This is a genomic window from Maledivibacter halophilus (assembly GCF_900167445.1).
In the GTDB taxonomy this organism is placed as follows: Bacteria; Bacillota; Clostridia; order Peptostreptococcales; family Caminicellaceae; genus Maledivibacter; species Maledivibacter halophilus.
Genome location: NZ_FUZT01000006.1, coordinates 68,182 through 83,199 on the forward strand (window position 1 = coordinate 68,182; position 15,018 = coordinate 83,199).

The following is a 15,018-nucleotide window of genomic DNA, read 5'->3' on the forward strand; positions in this document are numbered from 1 at the left end:
ACATACCCCTTTATAATAATATTTTTCTTTAGTATTTGTTAAACAAAACTGATTTAACCTGTTGTACTACTGGAATTATATAACAGGATGCAATATGTAGAAAAATGATATTGATTATTATCGTTATTTGTCTATTATTGTTAAAAAAGAAAGGTATTTTGGATCTGTTTTTGACTTTTAAAAGTGTCGAAAGTAATATTTATGAGTATTATAATAAGGGGTGAAAAAGGATGCTCAATATACAAGTTTTTGATGGACAAATTGTAAAAAATTTCAATATTTCCGAGTTCAAATGTAAGGATAATGGAGAAGTATTATTAAATAGTTCAGTAATAGATCATATTCAAAGATTACAGAGATTTAGAGAATGGTATAATAGACCAATGGTGGTTACTTCAGGATACAGAACTGAAGAATATAATAAAAGAATAGGCGGTAGTCCAAATAGCATGCACAAGCTTGGTATTGCAAGCGATATAATATTGCCAGATGAATTTTATAAATTTTCAATACAAAGGCAAGAAGGCTTCTTAAATAATGTGAAAAATAAATGGATACGATTATGTGAAGAAGACGGATTAGGTGGAGGAATAGGCTTTTATGATACATTTTTTCATCTAGACAGCAGACAGAAGGGTAATTATCAAAATGGTTCATATGCATTTTGGGATAATAGGACAAAAAAATAAAATTTCAAAGTTCAAATAAGGCTCTAGCATATAATTGCTAGGGCTTTATTCGAGATTTTAAATATTATTTACTTCTGTCATGAAATAAAAGATGTTGAAAAGGCAGAAGGTTTTTAGGAGTATTTTCTATTCCAATGTTATTTGCAATTATCCAAATAGAACATTTTCTGTAATAATACATACAGAAATTTGACTTAAATACATCTTTATATCCCTTTTCATTTTTTATAGTATTATTAATATAAGAGCATTCATTTATGAAATTGCATCCCAACAATAAAATCATCCTTTCCAGTATAGTATAGTTTTAATATATATTCAAAAAAACAAAGAATATGAGTACATTATTAAAGATAAATAATCTTAAAATTCAACTTGTCTATTTTTATAGCATAGCAGGTAAATTTAGTGATTTGCAATGGAATATATTTATCCATATCTACAATTACAGTTATAATATATGTAGAGGAGTTGATAAAGATATGTATCATGAAATTTTCATAAGTTAGAATTATATAGTTATCTCAATTTATTGAAAACTTTTGTATTAAGTTAATTATTTATTGGCATTTTAATAAAAATTAAGGAGGTACTCTATGCTTTTAAAAAATTATATGGAAATAGCAGTAGATCATGTTCTCCCTAATTTGCTTAGGGCCTTTGATGATGTATGTACCTGTAAAAAATGCAAATTAGATATGAAGGCGATTGCTCTTAATAATCTAAAACCCCATTATGTTGTTACCGAGAAGGGAGAGCTTTACTCAAAGGTTGAAGAAATGAGTGGACAGTTTGAAACTGATGTGATGAAAGCATTGATTGACGCTATAGACATAGTTTCAAAAAATCCAAGACATTAATTAATCAAAGTAAAACTTCAGGGTTAAAATGAGCACCTTAGTAAACAAGGTGCTTATTCTAGCTGTAACTGTTTATAATTCAAATCTTTTGTGCATAATAAACTATAGAATAGATGTTCAAAGAGCTTTTTTTATGGTATTATTATTTAGTAGGAAGTGGAAAAGCCTTATATATTAAATTGTTTCGCTGTATTTACAGTAGTTTAACATTATTATATTATAATGGGGGAGGTACAAGTGAATAAAAGGGTTAAAAGATTCAAAGAATACCTAAAGGAGAAAAATTTAGATTCTGCCATAGTATTTAAGCCTGAAAATAGAAGGTATCTATCTGGATTTACTGGGACATCAGGGTATGTAATTATTACTGAAGATAAAGAGCTTTTTGTTACGGATTTTAGATATGTACAGCAAGCTTCTAATCAGTGTCAAGGCTTTGAGATAATTAAACATACTGATAAGAAGACTATATATGATATATTAAATGAACTTAATTTAAAAAAATTAGGGTTTGAAGATAAATTTGTAACAGTTAGCCAGTATAATGATTTTAATGAGAAATTAAATAATATTGAATTGTATCCATTAAAGGACATGTTAAATAGACTTAGAACTATAAAAGATGAAGATGAAATAAAAGAGATAGAAAAAGCTGCCCAGATAGCAGACAAAGCATTTGAGTACATATGTAGTGTAATAAAGCCTGGAATTACTGAATGGGAAGTGGCCTTAGAATTAGAACATTTTATGAAGAAAAAGGGAGCCTCAGGTACGTCATTTGAGAGTATAGTTGCTTCTGGTAAACGTTCTTCATTACCCCATGGTGTTGCATCCCATAAGGTAATAGAAGATGGAGATTTTGTAACCCTGGATTTTGGATGTGTGTATAATGGATATTGTTCAGATATGACTAGAACAGTTGTAGTAGGTAGTGCAACTGATAAACAAAAGGATATATATAATACGGTTTTAGAGGCTCAAAAAGAGGCTTTAAAGCATATAAAACCTGGGGTTACAGGATATAATGTTGATAAGATTGCTCGGGATATAATTAAGGAAAAAGGTTATGGAGATTACTTTGGCCATGGATTGGGTCATGGTGTAGGATTAGAAGTCCATGAAGAGCCAAGATTATCTCCATTAGGTAAAGAGACTTTATGTAGAAATATGGTAGTTACTGATGAACCAGGTATATATTTGCCTGATTTTGGTGGAGTTAGGATTGAAGATTTAGTAGTAGTTACTGAAGAGGGATGCAAAGTCTTATCTAAATCACCAAAACATTTGATTGAGTTATAATTGAAGAAATTGCATAATTCTAACTTGGCTAAGTTGCATAATATATATGGTATGCCTTTGGAGATTTTTAAACTATGTGTAGTAGATAGTTTTTACAGAAGGTAATTATGCAATTTGCTCAATTAATAAAACTAAATAATATGGAGGGATGTAAAAATGATTTCAGCAGGAGATTTTAGAAAGGGTATGACATTTGAAATTAATGGTCAGCCTTATGTGGTAATTGATTTTCAACACGTTAAGCCAGGGAAAGGTGCAGCCTTTGTTAGAACTAAGTATAAAAATATAGTTACAGGAGCAACAAGGGAGGAAGCCTTTAATCCAAATGACAAATTTCCTAGAGCCCATATTGAAACTAAGGAAATGCAGTATTTATATAATGATGGAGAATTATACTATTTTATGGATAATGAAACTTATGAACAGATGCCCCTAACTGAAGCAGAGGTGGAAGATGCAATAAAATATATAAAAGAAAATGACAATGCTACTTTGAAATTCTATAAAGGCAAGTGTTTTGACGTTGCCCCACCTAATTTTGTTGAACTAGTTGTTGTTGAAACTGAGCCAAGTGTAAAGGGTGATACGGCAACTAATGTTACAAAACGTTCTAAGGTTGAAACTGGAGCAGAAGTTCAGGTGCCTTTATTTATTAATGAAGGTGATAAAATAAAAATTGATACAAGAACAGGAGAGTATTTATCAAGGGCATAAAGGTAATAATACAAATATATTAAAAATAAAGGAGGCTTTACTATGAGTTATCTAAATGAAAGAGTTTCATATCTTAAAGGTTTGGCTGATGGAATGGAACTAGATGCTAATACTAAGGAAGGCAAGCTAATGCTTCATATTATTGATGTACTTGAAGATTTTGCAGATTCAATTGATGAATTAGATGATAATTTGGCAGAAGTTAATGAATATGTAGATGCAATAGATGAAGATTTAACCGATCTAGAAGACGATTTTTATGAAGATTTCGATGAGTTTGAAGACGATGAAGAAGAATATGTTGATTTTGATGAAGTTAGATGCCCAGCATGTGGTGAAATAATCTATGTAGATGAAGAGTTGCTTGATGAAGATGAAAATGGTGAAATAGAAGTAACTTGTCCTGAATGTAATGAAACATTACATATAACTGATGAAGATGAATGTGATTGCTGCTGTGATCATTAAATAAAATTTAATAAACGGTGTTACCAAAACTCGATGCAAAATGCATCGAGTTTTTATTTTTTTTTGTTAAAAAAACAAGCATAAATTCCAAATATAAAAATATTATTAAATAAAAAGGAGGGACATGTTATGGAGGAACTAAAGAATAAAAAAGATATTGTTATAAGAAATAACGGAAAAAAAACCATAGATGTAAATCACAAGGAAATTCTAGAAATATTACCAAGAAGGCTAAGAAACTTGTTTAGTAATATGCCAAATAGCTTTCTAAAGGATGTTGAAGAGTTTAGATTAAGAGCTAATAAACCATTAATTATATATTCCAATGGAGAGGATTACTTTTTAACGGAAAATGGATGGCCTACAAAAGTTTTACATAATATATTTGTGGTTAATACAGAAGATATAAAAACCAGTTTCCGTTTAATAACCGACTATTCTATATATGCACTTGAAGAAGAAATCAAAAATGGATTTATAACAATTAAGGGTGGTCATAGAATTGGAATTTGTGGAAAGGCAATTATTGAGAATAACAGGGTGAAAACCATTAAAAATATATCGGGTTTAAATATTCGTATATCAAAGGAAAAAATAGGCTGTGGTAAAAAGGTAATAAATTACATAATTAAAGATACAAATTCAATATTTAATACCCTTATAGTATCTCCACCAGGATGTGGTAAGACAACGATTTTAAGGGATATTATAAGACTTATTAGTAGTGGAATTTCAAAAAGTGACTTTAAGGGAATAAAGGTTTCAGTTGTAGATGAAAGATCTGAAATTGCTGGATGCTACAATGGTATTCCTCAAAAGGATGTTGGGATTAGAACTGATGTTTTGGATGGTTGTCCGAAGGCTGAAGGCATGATAATGCTCATAAGAGCGATGTCTCCTATGGTGATAGCCACCGATGAAATAGGAAAAGACGAGGATATTTATGCTTTAAAGGAAGCAATGAATGCGGGAGTAAAGTTTATAACAACAGTTCATGGCGATAGTATTGAGGAAATAAGTAGAAGAAGCAATATTTTTAATCTAGTTGAAAATAAAGTGTTCGAAAGAATGATAATTTTGACAAATCAACCTCGAGTAGGAACTGTAAAGGAAGTTATTGATTTGAATACCAATGAAGTTTTAAACAACAATATACTAATGGATAGGAGGGATTCCTATATTACTTAAGTTTATTGTTGGTTTAATTTTAGTGATTTCATCATCAACAATGGGATATCTTATTTCTCTAAGATATGGGCTTAGAGTAAGACAGCTTGATTATTTCATAAGTGCCCTTAACAGCCTGGAAAATGATATACTTTACTATTCTACTCCCTTGCCAGTGGCAATGAAAAGGGTGGCGAGGAAAAGTCATAAGAGTATATCATGGATTTTTGAAGATACGTGGAAGGAATTATGTAATAGAAACGGCTATGAGATAGATGATACATGGAAAAGGATAATAAACAATAATATAGATAATTTATCTTTGGATAAAAAAGATATTGAAGTAATTATTGATTTTGCTAAAGAACTTGGATTTGGAAATAAAGAAACCCAGGAAAAGCATTTTGAATATACTAAACTTCTTTTAAAGGAACAAAAAAATAAGGCAGTCAAAGAAAAAGAAAAAAATGGGAAAATGTTTAATAGATTGGGTGTTTTATTGGGTTTAGCCATAGTAATAATTCTAATATAAATTAAGGAGGGGTACTGTGGTAATAGATATAGGTTTAATTATTAAAATAGCTGCTATTGGGATTTTGGTGGCAATATTAAATCAATTATTGATACATTCAGGTAGAGAGGAAACAGCTATGATGACAACTATAGCTGGTCTAATAGTTGTTTTATTGATGATAATAAATCTTGTTAACAAATTATTTACAACGGTAAAAACAATGTTTGAAATTTATTGAGGTGTGATTGTATGGAGATTTTTAAAATAGTGGCCTTTGCAATTATTGCTTCAATACTGGCAATAACAGTAAAGCAGGATAGACCTGAATATGCGTTGCAAATAAGCTTGGGTGCAGGAGCTATTATATTTTTACTTTTGGTTGGCAAGCTAGCTTCTATACTAGATGTTATTTATGAGCTTTCAAGCAAATTGGATATTGAAGTTGTATATTTAAAATCAATTATTAAAATCATTGGAATCGCATATATTACAGAGTTTGGAGCTGAAGTTTGTAGAGATGGCGGAGAATCATCAATTGCTTCTAAGGTGGAATTTGCAGGAAAAATTTTAATAATGGTTTTGGCATTACCAATATTACTGTCAGTTTTAAATTTGATAATAAAACTAATGCCCTAGGATGTGAGCAAATGAAGAGAAGATTAGTTATTACAATACTAATATTACTAATATTGATAATATTCTTTTTTAATGTGGCTTATGGGACTAATGATGAAGAAAAGAGTTCTGGACTTACAGAAAAATTAATAATAGAACAATTAGAAACTATTGATTTATCGGAAATGGAAGAATTGATTAAAAGTATGAATGAAGAATATCCACTAAGCGTACCAGATATAGATATAAAGACTTTTATAACAAAGGCTTTAAAGGGAGAATTAAATCTCTCAATTGATGGAATTTTAATAGGATTTTTCAAAAAGCTTTTTAAGGAGATTCTTATAAATACAAAATTGCTATCTCAATTAGTTATTATTTCAATATTATGTGGTTTTTTGAAAAATCTCACCAGTTCAATTGGAAATAATGCCACTGGACAAATAGCCTTTTATAGCTGCTATCTAATTATTGCAGGAATAGTTATTAAAGCATTTATAGCGGCTATGAATGTTGGATATCAGGCTATAGATAATATGGTTAGCTTTATGCAGGCTTTAATGCCGGTAATATTAACATTGCTTATGGCGGCTGGCAGCATAACGGCATCAACAATTTTTAAACCCATTATTGTAGGATCAATAGGTATTACCAGCACTATAATGAAGGATATTATATTACCTTTGATATTTTTTTCAGCCATATTAGCTATAGTTAATAATCTTCCCTCTAAAATACAGATATCTAAGCTCGCTTCACTAATAAAACAGATATGTCTGACTTTGATAGGGCTTGTGCTTACAATATTCTTTGGAATAATTACTATAGAAGGGGTTCTAGCTTCCAGTACAGATGGTGTGACACTGAGAACTGCTAGGTTTGCCATGGACAGGTTTATACCTATAGTTGGGGGATTTATGTCCGAGGCAATAGATACAGTCCTTGGCTGTTCATTATTGATAAAAAACGCTGTTGGTGTTGTGGGATTAATTATAATACTGACAATAGTAACATTTCCTATGCTAAAGATAGTATCCCTTATTATTATATATAAGATTACTGCTGTATTAATTGAACCCGTAAGTGATGAGAAAATTGTAAACTGTCTAAATGATATGAGTAATTCCCTTGTAATAATTTTTGCTACAGTAATTTCGGTTGCTATCATGTTTTTTATTGCTATAACAGCTATAGTTGGAGCAGGAAATATTACTGCTATGATAAGGTAGGTGATTTATATGATTGAGGGGATGAAAATTTGGATTAAAACTATTGTAACGGTGATAATTTTAGTAAGTTTTTTAGAAATGTTAATGCCTGAGGGAAAAATGAAAAAATATTTAAATCTAATATTAGGATTTATCATTATGCTGATAATATTGAATCCAATAATTAGTATTTTAAATACCAGTAAAAATTTAGAAAATGAGGTGTTTAAATTATCAAGTGAAATAAGCAGGAAAGAATATGCATTCAGCAGTTCAAATATCGAGAAAAAGCAAAAGAACCAGCTTGAAGAATTATACAAAAATAGAATCAAGCAGGATATTGTTTATAGGATAGAGAGTAAATATGATGTGAAGATTGACAAGGTCAATATGGAAATAGAAGAGATTACTGAGGATAGCGCTGGTAAAATAAAAAAATTGGAATTAATAGTTAACAGCCCAGGGGAAGAACTTAAAGAAGATACAGTACCTATCGTTAAGATAGATATTTCAGACAATGAAAACAGCAAGGATATAAAAGAAGACAGTGATATTAATATAGGTTTAAAAGAAAAAATAAAAGAAGATATATCAGATATATATAACTTAAAAGATTCTAATATAATTATCACAAATTAACTTGTTGTGCTAGTTCTTATATGAGGGATTTTAAATTTAATATAAAAGAGTTTCGTAGCGAGGGGGATGAGGGATGGGTTTTTTCAAGAAATTCAAAGAGATATTAGACACCGGTAATACAAAGAAAATTATACATAATTTAGCTATAGTAGTTATAGCTTGTATAATAATTCTAATTTTTTTAAGTACATTTTTTCCTAAAGATGACTCAATTGAAACAAGCAATAGTAATATTGATGTTGTCAAGGGAGAGCTAGAAGATGCTAATATACCTGAAACTGCATATAGTGATAGTATGGAAAGCCGTTTGGAAAAAATTTTAAGCAAGATCAATGGAGTTGGAGAAGTTAAGGTAATGATTACCTATGAAACTACTTCAGAGGTTGTTCCTGCGGCTAATGTTACAAAATCTGAGCAAACTACCCAGGAAACCGATACTCAAGGGGGAAATAGAGTTATAAAACAGGAGAATATTTCAGAAGATATTGTTACTGTAAGTAATAAGGATTATAATAATTCTCCAATAGTAATAAAAGAAATAAAACCAATAATTAGAGGAGTAATAGTAGTGGCTACAGGAGCAGATGATCCCAGGGTGAAAAACAACCTTATAGAGGCAGTTACAACGGTATTTCAGATTAAAAGTCATAAGGTTAAAGTCTATAATCAAAATTAATTAATAGTGAAATACAATATATGAAGGGGGATAAAATATGTTTAATTTTAAATTTGAGAAGAGAAAGCTGATAGTATTATCTTTAGTTTTTGTATTAATTTCGATTAGCTATTTAAATTATATGATTAATAAGAGGTCCTTGATGGAAATTTCAACGGATCTAAGGGAATATGAAGAAAAACAGATGTCTGAAATGAGTGAAGATGCTTCCTATGATGATGAGTCTTTTAAAGATACGATTACCCATGAAGTACCATTTGATGGGGAAACTGCAACTTCATCAATAACTACTATAGAAGATGGTAATAATATTATTGACAGTTCAAAAAATGATGTGGAAGACATAATAGCTGTGTCAAATACAAATATTGAAAACTCATTAGAAAGTAATAATCTTAATGATTCCAATTATTTTTTACAGGCGAAGATAGATATTGAGATGGAGAGGGAAAAAACTATAGAAAGATTTGAAGAAATAATTGATAACGATAAGGTTGACGAAGAATCAAGAAAAAATGCTGTAAATAAAAAGTTAAAATTAGTAGAGATTATGAATAAAGAAAAGGTTGTAGAAAGTCTAATTAAAACTAAGGGGTTTGAAGATTCGGTGGTATTTATTACTGATGAAAATATATATGTAACCGTTCAAACTGATAAACTTAAAAAGTCTGATTTAGCAAAGGTTTTAGATATAGTTACAAGGGAAACACAATATTCTATTGATAATATAATAGTTCAAAATAAATAAAACTTAAAATTTATTAAGCCTTAAAGTTCTGCATCTTTAATTGTAATGAAAATAAGATTTTGATATAATAATCAGTATAAAAGAGGAAAATGGAGGTAATTTTATGGAAAATAATTCTCAAATAGATAATTTGCAATATGGGCAGGTAAAGATTTCCGATGATGTTGTTGCTACTATTGCAGGACTTGCAGCAGGTGAAGTTGAAGGCATATGGTCAATGAGTGGAGGTATTGCAGGTAATATAACTGATCTCTTTGGCAAGAAAAACCTTTCAAAGGGAGTAAAGGTTGAAGTGGGTGAAGAAGAAGCTGCAATAGATTTATATCTTGTAGTTGACTATGGAGTAAAAATACCAGATGTTGCTTGGCAGGTGCAAGAAAATGTGAAAAATGCAATAGAAACTATGACAGGACTTAAAGTTGTTGAAGTAAATATCCATGTTCAAGGAGTTAACATACCGAAAAAAGAAAAAGAAGTGGAACAAGAGGAATAAATTAAATTTATTTTATAAACTGACTCTCTATAAAAATAGAGAGTTAGTTTGTTTTATTTATCTGAGAAACTTGCATAATTAACATTGTCAATTTTAAAATACAATATGCAGATAACTCGCTTCACTATCTTTACAACATTTTGTGTTTTAAAATTCTTCACATGTATTATGCAATTTCTTCATATTTATAAATATTTTTATTAAAAAATAATAAAATATTAACATTGGGAACAAAATGTATCTTATAATAATATTAGTGAAAAATAAAAGAGAAGAGAATATATAAGTTATTAGTCATATGCTGCATATTAATAAAATATAGAAAAAGGAGACTGAAAATGAGTAGAAGAAGTGCTAGAGAAACTGCTATGCATGTATATTATCAAATGGAAATACATAATGAATATAAATTTGATATATCTAAGATATACATTGATGAAACAATAGATGATAAAGATGATAAAAAATATATAGAGGATTTAGTTGATATATTTATAAAAAACAGGGAAACAATCGATCAAACTATAAAAGATAATTTAAAGGGTTGGAGTATAGATAGAATATCGAAAATTGATTTATCAATACTTAGAATTGGATTAGCTGAAATAATGTATAGAGATGATATTCCTATAAAGGTTTCTATAAATGAGGCTATTGAGCTTGGGAAAAAATTTGGTACCGATGACTCTGCTGGTTTTATAAGTGGACTCTTGGGCTTTGCTGTCAAAGAGAAGGAAATTAATGAATAAATACATATTAGGAATTGATACTAGCTGCTATACTACGTCAATAGCCCTTATAGATATTAATGGTAGACTTTTATATGATAAGAGAAGAATATTAGAAGTTAAAAGGGGAAAAAGAGGTTTAAGACAGTCAGAAGCAGTGTTTCAGCACATTAAAAATTTTCCAATGCTGTACAAAGATGTACTACAGAAAATTGATACTAAGGATATTATAAAGATCTGCTGCAGCAGTAAGCCAAGAAATTTAGAGGAGTCATATATGCCAGTGTTTTTGTCGGGTGTATCCATGGCAAAAACAATTTCAGAAACATTAAAAATTGATTATGAAGAATTCAGTCATCAGGAAGGACATATAGAAGCTGCCAAGTGGTCCTCAAAATCTCTAAAGAATGATAAGTTTATTGCTGTTCATATTTCAGGAGGCACAACAGAAATATTAAAAGTAGAGAAGTATAATAAAAGATATAATTGTGAAATAATAGGTGGAACAAAAGATATAAGTACTGGTCAACTTATTGATAGAATTGGAGTCGAAATGGGATTAAATTTTCCGGCAGGTAAAGAGCTTGATAAAATATCAGAAAAGGGTATATTGGGTAAGATAAAGCTTCCTGTAAGTACAAAGGGCACATATATTAATTATTCTGGAGTGGAAACTTTTACTAAAAGGATTATACAAAGAGGTATTGAAAAAAACTGTGATATTGCAATTGGTTTATTTTATGCTATATCAAAATCTTTATACAAAGCTATATATGAAGCTTCAAAAACATATGGCATAAATGAAATTTTAATTGCAGGAGGAGTTGCATCAAATAGATTTTTAAGAGATAATTTATATAGAGATTTTGAAAATAAAGGTGTAGTTATACATTTTGGCAAGAGAAAATTTTGTACTGATAATGCAGTAGGCACGGCATTGTTGGGTATATAATTGCAAAAGGGATGGGGGAGTTTTAGAAACAATGGGACTTAAGACTTTAACTGTATCTGAGTTGAATAATTATTTAAAGAGAATACTGATGTACGATCCTATCTTAAATAATCTTATGATTAAAGGTGAAATATCAAATTTTAAGCTGCATAACAGTGGACATTGTTATTTTTCCCTTAAGGATTCAAAAAGTAAATTAAAATGTGTAATGTTTCGCAGCGATTTTAAGAGACTCAAATTTATGCCAGAAGATGGGATGAATGTAATAATAAAAGGTTATATTTCAATATATGAAAGAAATGGAGAATATCAGCTGTATGTTAACAGCATAGAGCAGGTTGGTCTGGGAGACCTTTATTTGGAATTCGAAAAATTAAAGGAAAAATTATCAAAAGAGGGATATTTTGATGAGGATAGGAAACAAAGGATACCATTTATGTCTAAAAAAATAGCTGTAATTACTTCACCTACAGGGGCTGCCATTAGGGATGTTATTTCTGTTATAACTAGAAGAAATAATTATGCAGATATTCTTGTCTATCCAGTTTTGGTTCAAGGGGAGAAGGCTCCACTTCAGATATCTAAAGCAATAGAAAAGCTAAATGATATAGAGGATTTGGACCTTATTATTTTAACGAGGGGTGGGGGATCTATAGAAGAACTTTGGGCATTTAATGAAGAAATTGTTGCCCATAGTATATATCATTCTAAAAAACCCATAATTTCAGCAGTAGGACATGAAACGGATTTTACAATATCGGACTTTGTTTCTGATATGAGGGCACCCACTCCTTCGGCAGCAGGTGAATTAGCCGTTCCATCGATAAATGAAGTAAATAATACAATCGATTACTTATATAATAATCTTAAAAGAAATATATTAAATAAGTTTTCTAGTGCAAGAGATGTTCTAGAAAACTATAGCAGTGATAGAATTAAGCATTATTTATCCTTCAAGATAAGGGATGGTCAGCAAACCCTGGATCACCTGTATACTAATATAAGAAGTAATATTGATAAAAAACTAACCCTATCTAGAGATAATCTTATTTCAGTTGGGAGCAACTTGAATAATTTAAGTCCTTTAGCTACAATTAAAAGAGGATATGGTATAGTTTTAGATGAAGAAAACAATAAAATAGTTTCAAGTACCGATAATGTAAAAACTGGTGATATAGTTAATGTACTATTGAAGGATGGTACAATTAAGTGCACAGTTGATGATAAAATGAAAGGGGAAAATATTTTTGAAAGAAGGTAAGAATAGAGAGAATAAGAAAGATTTTGAAGAAAATATGACTAGGTTAAAGGAAGTTGTAAAGCTGCTTGAGGAAGGCAATTTGTCCCTTGAAGAATCTTTGAAATGTTTTGAAGAGGGAATAGGGCTCTATAGATTTTGCAATGAGGTTTTAAATAATGCTGAGCAGAGGATTTCTTTACTAATAGAAGATGATAATGAGATAAAAGAAAGACCTTTTGAAGTTATTGAGGAGGAATAATATGGATTTTAAATCTGATTTAAGAGAAAGAAAAAAAATAGTTGATGATGCCATAGAAGAGCTTTTTAAAGATAAGAAAGGACTTCAAAGGATTGTTGTTGAATCAATGGAGTACAGTATGAAGGCAGGAGGAAAGAGACTTAGACCAGTTTTATTATTAGAGGCATGCAAAATGGTTGGTGGGAATATAAAGGATGCAATGCCCTTTGCCCTAGGGATGGAAATGATACATACTTATTCTTTGATCCATGATGACCTACCTGCAATGGACAATGATGACTATAGAAGGGGAAAGCCTACTAATCATAAGATTTATGGAGATGGAATTGCTATTTTAGCTGGAGATGGTCTTTTAAACCTGGCCTTTGAAACAATGCTTGAAAAGGTAAACTCTAATCCTAATTTTTTTGATAGAGGAATTAGGGCAATGCATTTAATTTCTAAAGCATCTGGTATTAATGGAATGATAGGTGGACAAGTAGTTGATCTTGAAAGTGAAGGAAAAGAAATAGATATAGATACCCTTGATTTTATTCATAATCATAAAACTTCAGCATTAATAGAAGCTTCAATTAATGCTGGAGCAGTTATTGGTGGTGCAAATGAAAGGGAGTATGAAAATCTTAAAACTTATGGCAGAAGTATTGGTGTGGCCTTTCAAATAGTTGATGATATCCTTGATATTGTTGGAGATGAAAAAAAGCTGGGTAAAAGGATTGGTAGCGATGAATATAATAAAAAATCAACTTATCCATCGATATATGGTATAGATAAATCTAAACAAATAGCATCAAAACTAATTGAAGATGCTATTGAATCATTGGAAATTTTTGATGAAAAGGCTGAATTCTTAAGGAGTTTAGCTAAGTATTTGGAAGTTAGAGAGTATTAGTTGGGAGGAGAATAAGTGACATTTTTTCAAGGGTTATTTAAGAATGAAGTATTTAATGTATCCATTACCTCCTGGTTTATTGCACAAGCCTTAAAGGTTATGATTACCCTGCTGACTCAGAAAAGAATTGATTTGTATAGATTTGTTGGGTCAGGAGGAATGCCTAGTTCACATTCATCAATTGTTATGGGCTTATCTACTGCAGTGGGGCTTAAAAATGGATGGGATTCTACTTTATATGCTCTATCCTTAGTATTTGCTTTAATAGTGATGTATGATGCAGCAGGAGTTAGACGAGCTGTTGGCAAACAAGCCATAATATTGAATAAGATGCTTTTGGATAAACAAAAAAATAAGCAAATAGAGGAAAAAAGGTTAAAAGAGCTGATAGGACACACCCCTATTGAGGTTTTTGCGGGAGCTCTTTTAGGAATATTAATTGCTAATTTAATGATTTAAAGAGATAAATTGATACTTGTAAATAATCGTATTTTATGTTATAATGTCCTTCATGCTTGAGTGGTGCAGTATTCTAGTCAGAGCTGTTAATTCTGAAGGCGGGGCTAAAAATCCGTCAAAGGGCACATCGATGAAGTTCCTGGTATGGGCTTTCGACGCCCAGTCGGGGGTCTATGCTGGGAGTAAGGATTTGGGGGCGATCCACAAAGGCATGTGGGCGTTGACCCTCTATCCGTGGAGACCTAAATTATTGCAATGATTTAGGATGAACCTGCAATGTGGTAGTTCGTCTGCTACGTGCAGTGTAGCCTGCCTTGAGTGGAATAGGTAGATGAATATTTTTAAGACATTTATTTTATGGGCCCATAAAATAAATGCTTCCGTATTCTAAACCTATA

The 15,018-nt window shown here is 30.5% G+C and carries 20 protein-coding genes; all 20 read left to right on the forward strand.

Features of this window, described 5'->3' with window-relative positions; genetic code table 11:
- Positions 1-230: 230 nt before the first annotated feature.
- The 20 genes from B5X81_RS12420 (at position 231) to B5X81_RS12520 (ending at position 14,620) form a co-directional block, all read left to right on the forward strand.
- Complete coding sequence (locus tag B5X81_RS12420; protein ID WP_079492091.1) at positions 231-689, forward strand: D-Ala-D-Ala carboxypeptidase family metallohydrolase; 459 nt, start codon at positions 231-233, stop codon at positions 687-689.
- A 596-nt stretch (positions 690-1,285) separates the two neighbouring features.
- The gene (locus tag B5X81_RS12430; protein WP_079492094.1) at positions 1,286-1,549 is read left to right on the forward strand and encodes a late competence development ComFB family protein; all 264 of its coding nucleotides are present in this window, start codon (positions 1,286-1,288) and stop codon (positions 1,547-1,549) included.
- A gap of 237 nt (positions 1,550-1,786) precedes the next feature.
- Positions 1,787-2,848 (forward strand): M24 family metallopeptidase, encoded by a 1,062-nt coding sequence (locus B5X81_RS12435; RefSeq protein WP_244282081.1) that lies wholly within the window; start codon positions 1,787-1,789, stop codon positions 2,846-2,848.
- A 156-nt stretch (positions 2,849-3,004) separates the two neighbouring features.
- Entirely contained in the window at positions 3,005-3,562 is a 558-nt protein-coding gene (gene efp / locus B5X81_RS12440) for an elongation factor P (RefSeq protein ID WP_079492097.1), read from the forward strand.
- A 42-nt stretch (positions 3,563-3,604) separates the two neighbouring features.
- Complete coding sequence (locus B5X81_RS12445) at positions 3,605-4,030, forward strand: CD1247 N-terminal domain-containing protein (protein ID WP_079492098.1); 426 nt, start codon at positions 3,605-3,607, stop codon at positions 4,028-4,030.
- A gap of 129 nt (positions 4,031-4,159) precedes the next feature.
- Positions 4,160-5,218, forward strand: a complete 1,059-nt coding sequence (spoIIIAA, locus tag B5X81_RS12450; RefSeq protein WP_079492100.1) for a stage III sporulation protein AA — start codon at positions 4,160-4,162, stop codon at positions 5,216-5,218.
- Positions 5,219-5,222: 4 nt separating this feature from the next.
- Positions 5,223-5,729 carry a stage III sporulation protein SpoIIIAB gene (gene spoIIIAB / locus B5X81_RS12455; RefSeq protein ID WP_280175280.1) on the forward strand — a complete coding sequence of 169 codons (507 nt, stop codon included), beginning with the start codon at positions 5,223-5,225 and terminating at the stop codon, positions 5,727-5,729.
- Positions 5,730-5,745: 16 nt separating this feature from the next.
- Entirely contained in the window at positions 5,746-5,949 is a 204-nt protein-coding gene (spoIIIAC, locus tag B5X81_RS12460) for a stage III sporulation protein AC (RefSeq protein WP_330397376.1), read from the forward strand.
- Positions 5,950-5,960: 11 nt separating this feature from the next.
- Entirely contained in the window at positions 5,961-6,347 is a 387-nt protein-coding gene (gene spoIIIAD / locus B5X81_RS12465) for a stage III sporulation protein AD (RefSeq protein WP_079492105.1), read from the forward strand.
- An 11-nt stretch (positions 6,348-6,358) separates the two neighbouring features.
- Positions 6,359-7,555, forward strand: a complete 1,197-nt coding sequence (gene spoIIIAE / locus B5X81_RS12470) for a stage III sporulation protein AE (protein ID WP_079492106.1) — start codon at positions 6,359-6,361, stop codon at positions 7,553-7,555.
- Positions 7,556-7,576: 21 nt separating this feature from the next.
- Positions 7,577-8,173 carry a stage III sporulation protein AF gene (gene spoIIIAF / locus B5X81_RS12475; protein WP_208985052.1) on the forward strand — a complete coding sequence of 199 codons (597 nt, stop codon included), beginning with the start codon at positions 7,577-7,579 and terminating at the stop codon, positions 8,171-8,173.
- A 73-nt stretch (positions 8,174-8,246) separates the two neighbouring features.
- Positions 8,247-8,849: a stage III sporulation protein AG gene (gene spoIIIAG, locus B5X81_RS12480; protein ID WP_079492109.1), complete on the forward strand. Its 603-nt coding sequence runs from the start codon at positions 8,247-8,249 to the stop codon at positions 8,847-8,849.
- 37 nt (positions 8,850-8,886) lie between these two features.
- On the forward strand, positions 8,887-9,597 hold the full coding sequence (locus tag B5X81_RS12485; RefSeq protein WP_079492111.1) for a SpoIIIAH-like family protein: 711 nt from the start codon (positions 8,887-8,889) through the stop codon (positions 9,595-9,597).
- A 103-nt stretch (positions 9,598-9,700) separates the two neighbouring features.
- Positions 9,701-10,090: an Asp23/Gls24 family envelope stress response protein gene (locus B5X81_RS12490; protein ID WP_079492112.1), complete on the forward strand. Its 390-nt coding sequence runs from the start codon at positions 9,701-9,703 to the stop codon at positions 10,088-10,090.
- 338 nt (positions 10,091-10,428) lie between these two features.
- Positions 10,429-10,839: a transcription antitermination factor NusB gene (nusB, locus tag B5X81_RS12495; RefSeq protein ID WP_079492114.1), complete on the forward strand. Its 411-nt coding sequence runs from the start codon at positions 10,429-10,431 to the stop codon at positions 10,837-10,839.
- Positions 10,832-11,770, forward strand: a complete 939-nt coding sequence (locus B5X81_RS12500; protein ID WP_079492115.1) for a Kae1-like domain-containing protein — start codon at positions 10,832-10,834, stop codon at positions 11,768-11,770. Before nusB ends, B5X81_RS12500 begins: the two co-directional genes overlap by 8 nt.
- 31 nt (positions 11,771-11,801) lie before the next feature.
- Entirely contained in the window at positions 11,802-13,031 is a 1,230-nt protein-coding gene (gene xseA, locus B5X81_RS12505; protein WP_079492117.1) for an exodeoxyribonuclease VII large subunit, read from the forward strand.
- A complete protein-coding gene (locus tag B5X81_RS12510) occupies positions 13,018-13,269 on the forward strand; it encodes an exodeoxyribonuclease VII small subunit (RefSeq protein ID WP_244282082.1) in 252 nt (83 codons plus the stop codon). The genes xseA and B5X81_RS12510 overlap by 14 nt, the downstream gene beginning before the upstream one ends.
- A 1-nt stretch (position 13,270) precedes the next feature.
- On the forward strand, positions 13,271-14,161 hold the full coding sequence (locus B5X81_RS12515; protein ID WP_079492118.1) for a polyprenyl synthetase family protein: 891 nt from the start codon (positions 13,271-13,273) through the stop codon (positions 14,159-14,161).
- Between the two features lie 15 nt (positions 14,162-14,176).
- Positions 14,177-14,620 carry a divergent PAP2 family protein gene (locus B5X81_RS12520; RefSeq protein ID WP_079492120.1) on the forward strand — a complete coding sequence of 148 codons (444 nt, stop codon included), beginning with the start codon at positions 14,177-14,179 and terminating at the stop codon, positions 14,618-14,620.
- The last annotated feature ends 398 nt before the right edge of the window (positions 14,621-15,018 follow it).